This window comes from Saccharopolyspora sp. NPDC002578 (assembly GCF_053592695.1).
Genome location: NZ_JBSFWJ010000057.1, coordinates 36,303 through 42,302, shown reverse-complemented (window position 1 = coordinate 42,302; position 6,000 = coordinate 36,303). Strand labels below are relative to the sequence as shown.

1 protein-coding gene (cut by a window edge) is annotated in these 6,000 nt (G+C 75.0%); it reads left to right on the top strand.

Going from position 1 to position 6,000, the window contains the following annotated elements:
• Positions 1–387: 387 nt before the first annotated feature.
• Positions 388–6,000, top strand: partial view of a type I polyketide synthase gene (locus ACWD38_RS23030; RefSeq protein WP_450124883.1) — the 5' portion only. Its footprint extends 22,116 nt past the window's final position; 5,613 of the gene's 27,729 nt are visible here — the first part of the coding sequence; the start codon lies at positions 388–390; its stop codon lies off the right edge, out of view.

Genomic DNA, 6,000 nt, shown 5'->3' with positions numbered 1-6,000 from the left:
TCAGCGTTCTTCTCGCGAGGACAGCTTTTTCCCTCGTGGCGGAGCCACTTGGGAAAAAGATCCCGCAGCGAGAAGAACGCTGAGGTTCCGCCACCCGCCCCCTACGCAGGTCACGAGGAGAGCACTCCTAAGGATTTTCCTGCCTGGCAGTGGTGAGACTGGGCGCATGTCTTGCTGGGCGGAAGTGTGCGCGCGTCCGGTCGCCGTGCGGCGGACCGCGGGCGCGTCCGGTGGTGCGCGGCCGGGTTGAGCGGGACGCCCGGTGCCGTGGCGCGGCACCGGGCGAGCGCACGGTTCCTGGAACTCCGCAGATGTGCCGGGCAATGGGCCGGCCGGATTCGGCCGTGGGAGCCCCTGAGGGGGCCGCCTGAGATGGGTTGGGTGGACATGGACAACGAACAGAAGCTCCGGGACTACCTGAAGCGGGCCAGCGCGGACCTGAAGCGGTCCCGCGCGCGCGTGCAGGAGCTGGAGGACGCCGCCCGCGAACCCATCGCCATCGTCGGGATGAGCTGCCGGTACCCCGGTGACGTCGCCGGCCCGGAGGACCTGTGGCGGATGGTCGCCGAGGGGCGCGACGGCATCTCCGGTTTCCCGGCCGACCGCGGCTGGGACCTCGACGAGCTCGACACCTCCACCCGCTCCGGCGGATTCCTGCACGGCGCGAGCGAATTCGACGCGGACTTCTTCGGCATCTCCCCGCGCGAGGCGCTGGCGATGGACCCGCAGCAGCGGGTGCTGCTGGAGGCCACCTGGGAGGCCTTCGAGCGCGCGGGCGTCGACCCGGCGTCGATCCGGGGCAGCCGCACCGGCGTGTTCATGGGCGCGATGGCGCAGGACTACCGCGTCGGCCCGGCCGACGACGTGGACGGCTTCCAGCTCACCGGCAACAGCGGCAGCGTCCTGTCCGGCAGGCTCTCCTACACCTTCGGCGCCGTCGGCCCGGCGGTCACCGTCGACACCGCGTGCTCGTCCTCGCTGGTGGCGCTGCACTTGGCCGCGCACTCGCTGCGCTCGGGGGAGTGCTCGCTGGCGCTGGCGGGCGGCGTCACCGTCATGTCCAGCCCGGCGACTTTCCTGGAGTTCTCCCGGCAGGGCGGGTTGTCCGTCGACGGCCGCTGCCGCTCCTTCGCCGACTCGGCCGCCGGGACCGGCTGGGCCGAGGGCGCCGGTGTGCTGGTGCTGGAGCGGCTCTCCGACGCGCGCCGCAACGGGCACGAAGTCCTCGCGGTGGTGCGCGGCAGCGCGGTGAACCAGGACGGCGCGTCCAACGGCCTGACGGCGCCGAACGGCCCGTCGCAGCAGCGCGTGATCCAGCAGGCGCTGGTGAACGCGCGGCTGTCGGCGTCCGAAGTGGACGTCGTCGAGGCGCACGGCACCGGGACGGTGCTCGGTGACCCGGTGGAGGCGCAGGCGCTGCTGGCCACCTACGGCAAGGACCGCGGGGCGGACCGGCCGCTGTGGCTGGGATCGGTGAAGTCCAACATCAGCCACACCCAGGCCGCCGCCGGTGTCGCCAGCGTCATCAAGATGGTGCTGGCGATGCGCCACGGGCTGCTGCCGAAGACGCTGCACGTCGACGAACCCTCCTCGCACGTGGACTGGAACTCGGGGGCGGTGCGGCTGCTCACCGAGCACACGTCGTGGCCGGAGTCGGACCGCCCGCGCCGCGCGGGAATCTCCTCGTTCGGCATCAGCGGTACCAACGCGCACACCATCATCGAGCAGGCGCCCGAGCCGGAACCGGTCGAGGCGGCACCCGTGGTGCCCGCGGGTGCCGTTCCGGTCGCGCTGTCGGCGAAGTCCGGCGAGGCGCTGCGCGAGCAGGCCCGGCGGCTGCTGTCCTTCGTGGACTCCGCCGAGCCCGAGCCGCTGGACGTGGCGTTGTCGGCGGCCACCCGCGGCGGGCTGGAGCACCGCGCCGTCGTCACCGCCGCCGACCGCGCGGAGCTGCGCGCGGGGCTGCGCGCGCTCACCGAGGACGCCGAACCGGCCGGAGTGGTCCGGGGTTCGGCGCGATCCGCGGGCAAGCTGGCGTTCCTGTTCACCGGGCAGGGCGCGCAACGCCTCGGCATGGGCCGCGAGCTGCACGCCCGGTTCCCGGTTTTCGCCGAGGCGCTGGACGCGGCGCTCGCCGAGCTCGACGCCCACCTGGACCGCCCGCTGCGGGAGGTCCTGTTCGCCGAACCGGGCACCGCCGAGGCCGCGCTGCTGGACGAGACCGGCTACGCGCAGCCCGCGCTGTTCGCGATCGAGGTGGCGCTGTTCCGCCTCGCCGAGTCGTGGGGCCTGCGCCCGGACCACGTGGCGGGGCACTCCATCGGTGAGATCACCGCCGCGCACGTGGCCGGGGTGTTCTCGCTCGCGGACGCGTCCGCGCTGGTCGCCGCGCGCGGACGCCTGATGCAGGCGTTGCCGCGCGGCGGCGCGATGATCGCGCTGGAGGCGACCGAGGACGAGGTCGCGCCGCTGCTGACCGATCAGGTCTCGCTGGCGGCGGTCAACGGTCCGCGTGCCGTCGTGATCTCGGGCGACGCCGATGAGGCGGTGGCGGTCGCGGAGCACTTCGAGCAGTCGGGTCGCAAGGCGAAGCGGCTCACGGTGAGCCACGCGTTCCACTCGCCGCTGATGGACCCGATGCTCGACGAGTTCCGCGCCGTCGTGGCCGGGCTGGCACCGCAGGAACCGCTGCTGCCGCTGGTGTCCACGCTCACCGGCGAGCCCGCCACCGTGCAGGAACTGGCCGACCCCGACCACTGGGTGGCGCACGCGCGCCGCGCCGTGCGGTTCGGCGACGCCGTGCGCTGGCTCGACGAGCACGGCGTGCGCTCGTTCCTGGAACTGGGCCCGGACGGGGTGCTCAGCGCCATGGTGCCGGGCAACCTCGACGCGCGGCCGGACGCGGTGATCAGCCCGCTGCTGCGCGGCGACCGGCCGGAGGTCGCGGCCGTCACGCGCGCGCTCGCGGAGCTGCACGTCACCGGCACGGCACCGGACTGGGCGGAGTTCTTCGCCGCCACCGGCGCGAGCCGGGTGCAGCTGCCCACCTACGCGTTCCAGCGCCGCCGCTTCTGGCCGAAGGGCCCGCGCGCGGACGGCGACGTCCGCTCCGCCGGGCTCGGCGCCGCGCACCACCCGCTGCTGGCGGCGGCGGTGGCGCTGGCGAACTCGGACGGGGTGCTGCTCACCGGCAGGCTCTCGGTGCGGTCGCACCCGTGGCTGGCCGAGCACGCCGTCGGCGGCACGATCCTGCTGCCGGGCACCGCTTTCGTGGAGCTCGCGCTGCGCGCCGGGGACGAGACCGGCTGCGACCGCGTCGAGGAGCTGACGCTGGCCGCGCCGCTGGTCCTGCCCGAGCAGGGCGCGGTGCAGGTGCAGGTGTGGCTCGGCGGCCCCGACGAGACCGGGCGCCGCGAGCTGAGCCTCTACTCGCGCCCGGACGGCGCGGACGAGCAGCCGTGGACGCGGCACGCCACCGGTGTGCTCACCGCCGCCGAGCAGGACGAGCCCGCCGACTTCGGCCCGGAGTGGCCGCCCGCCGGTGCGCAGCGGGTGGAGCTCGACGGGCACTACGAACGGCTCGCCGCCGACGGATTCGGCTACGGGCCGGTGTTCCAGGGCCTGCGCGCCGCCTGGCGGCGCGGCGACGAGGTGTTCGCCGAGGTGGAGCTGCCGGACTCGGCGCGTTCCGAGGCGGGCGCGTTCGGGGTGCACCCGGCGCTGCTCGACGCGACGCTGCACGCCGCCGCGTTCACCGGGCTCGGCGAGCAGAACCGGGGCGGGCTGCCGTTCTCCTGGGAGGGCGTGAAGCTGCACGCCACCGGTGCGTCCACCGTGCGGGTGCGGCTGGCTCGCGCCGCGGACGACGCGGTGTCGCTGGCGGTCGCCGACCCGTCCGGGGCGCCCGTCGCCTCGGTGGAGTCGCTGGTGCTGCGGCCCGTCGCCGAGCAGCGCCTGGACGCCCCGGAGCGGGACGCGCTGTTCCGGCTGGACTGGACGCCGATCTCGACGCGCGCCGCGGCGCCCGGCTCGATCGCCGTGCTGGGCTCGGCCGCGGACGCCGGTGCGCTCGGGGTTCCGGTCGCGGACCTCGCTTCGGTTCCGGAGGACACCGAGGTCGTCGTGGCGCACCTCGGTTCCCCGGACGACTCGACGCCGGAGGCGGTGCACGCGCTGTCGGCGCGGGCGCTGGAACTCGCCCAGACCTGGCTCGACCAGGAGCACGACGCGCGGCTGGTCTTCGTCACGCGCGGCGCTCGCGCGGGAACCGACCTGGCCGCGGCGGCGGTGTGGGGCCTGATCCGCACGGCGCAGGCCGAGACTCCCGGCCGCTTCGGCCTGGTCGACCTCGCCGGCACCGAGGCCGAGGCGCAGCTGGAGCAGGCGCTCGGCTTCGCCGACGAACCGCAGCTGTCCGTTCAGGACGGTCGGCTGCTCGCCGCGCGCGTCGCCCGCGCCGCGGCGCCCGACACCGATACCGCGTCGTGGGACCCGGCCGGGACGGTGCTCATCACCGGTGGCACCAGCGGGCTCGGCGCGCTGTTCGCCCGCCACCTGGTCACCGAGCGGGGCGTGCGGCACCTGGTGCTGAGCAGCCGCCGCGGCCCCGCCTCCGACGGCATCGACGCGCTCGTGGCCGAGCTCGCCGAGCACGGCGCCGACGTGCGGGTCGCCGCCTGCGACGCCGCCGACCGGGATGCGCTGGCCGCGTTGCTGGCCGACGTGCCCGCCGAACACCCGCTCACCGCGGTGATCCACACCGCCGGGGTGCTCGACGACGGGGTGCTGGGGTCGCTGACGGCGCAACGGCTCGACGCGGTGCTGCGCCCGAAGGTCGATGCCGCCTGGCACCTGCACGAACTCACCCGCGAGCACGACCTCGCCGCGTTCATCACGTTCTCCTCGCTGGCCGGTGCCGTCGGCGCCGCCGGGCAGGCGAACTACTCCGCGGCCAACGCGTTCCTCGACGCGCTCGCCGAGCACCGGCGTGCGCAGGGACTCCCGGCCGTGTCGCTGGCCTGGGGGCCGTGGGCCTCGACCGGTGGCATGACGGGCGCGCTCAGCGAGACCGACCTGCGCCGCCTCACCACCGCGGGCACCCCGCCGCTGGACCCGGAGCAGGGCATCGCCCTGTTCGACGCGGCGCTGCGCACCGGCGACCCGGTGCTGCTGCCGGTGCGGCTGGACCTGCCGGTGCTGCGTTCGCGCGGCGCCACCCCCGCGTTCCTGCGCGGCCTGATCCGCACCCCGGCGCGGCGCGCGGCGCGCACCGCCTCCGGCAAGGCGGCGGGACTGGTGCAGCGGCTCAGCGGCCTGGGCGCGGCGGAACGCGCCGAGGCGGTGCTGGAACTGGTGCGCAGCCAGGTCGCCGCGGTGCTCGGGCACGGTGGCGCCGCCGACATCGACCCGGAGCGCGCGTTCCAGGACCTCGGTTTCGACTCGCTGACGGCGGTGGAGCTGCGCAACCGGCTGGCCACGGCCACCGGCCTGCGCACCTCGGCGACCGTGGTGTTCGACTACCCGACGGCGCGGGCGCTGGCCGCGCACGTGCGCGACGAACTGCTCGGCGCGGAGTCCGAAACCGACGACACCGCCGGGGTGGCGGTGTCCGGCGATCCGATCGTGATCGTGGGCATGGCCTGCCGGTATCCGGGCGGGGTGTCCTCGCCGGAGGACCTGTGGCGGCTGGTGTCCGAGGGCACCGACGCGATCACCGGGTTCCCGGTGAACCGGGGCTGGGACCTGGACGCGCTCTACGACGCGGACCCGGACGCGCCCGGCACCTCCTACACCCGTTCCGGCGGTTTCCTGCACGACGCGGCGGAGTTCGACCCGGCGTTCTTCGGCATGAGCCCGCGCGAGGCGCTGTCCACGGACCCGCAGCAGCGGTTGCTGCTGGAGGTCTCCTGGGAAGCCGTGGAGCGCGCCGGGATCGACCCGAACTCGTTGCGCGGCAGCCGGACCGGCGTGTTCGCCGGGGTGATGTACAACGACTACAGC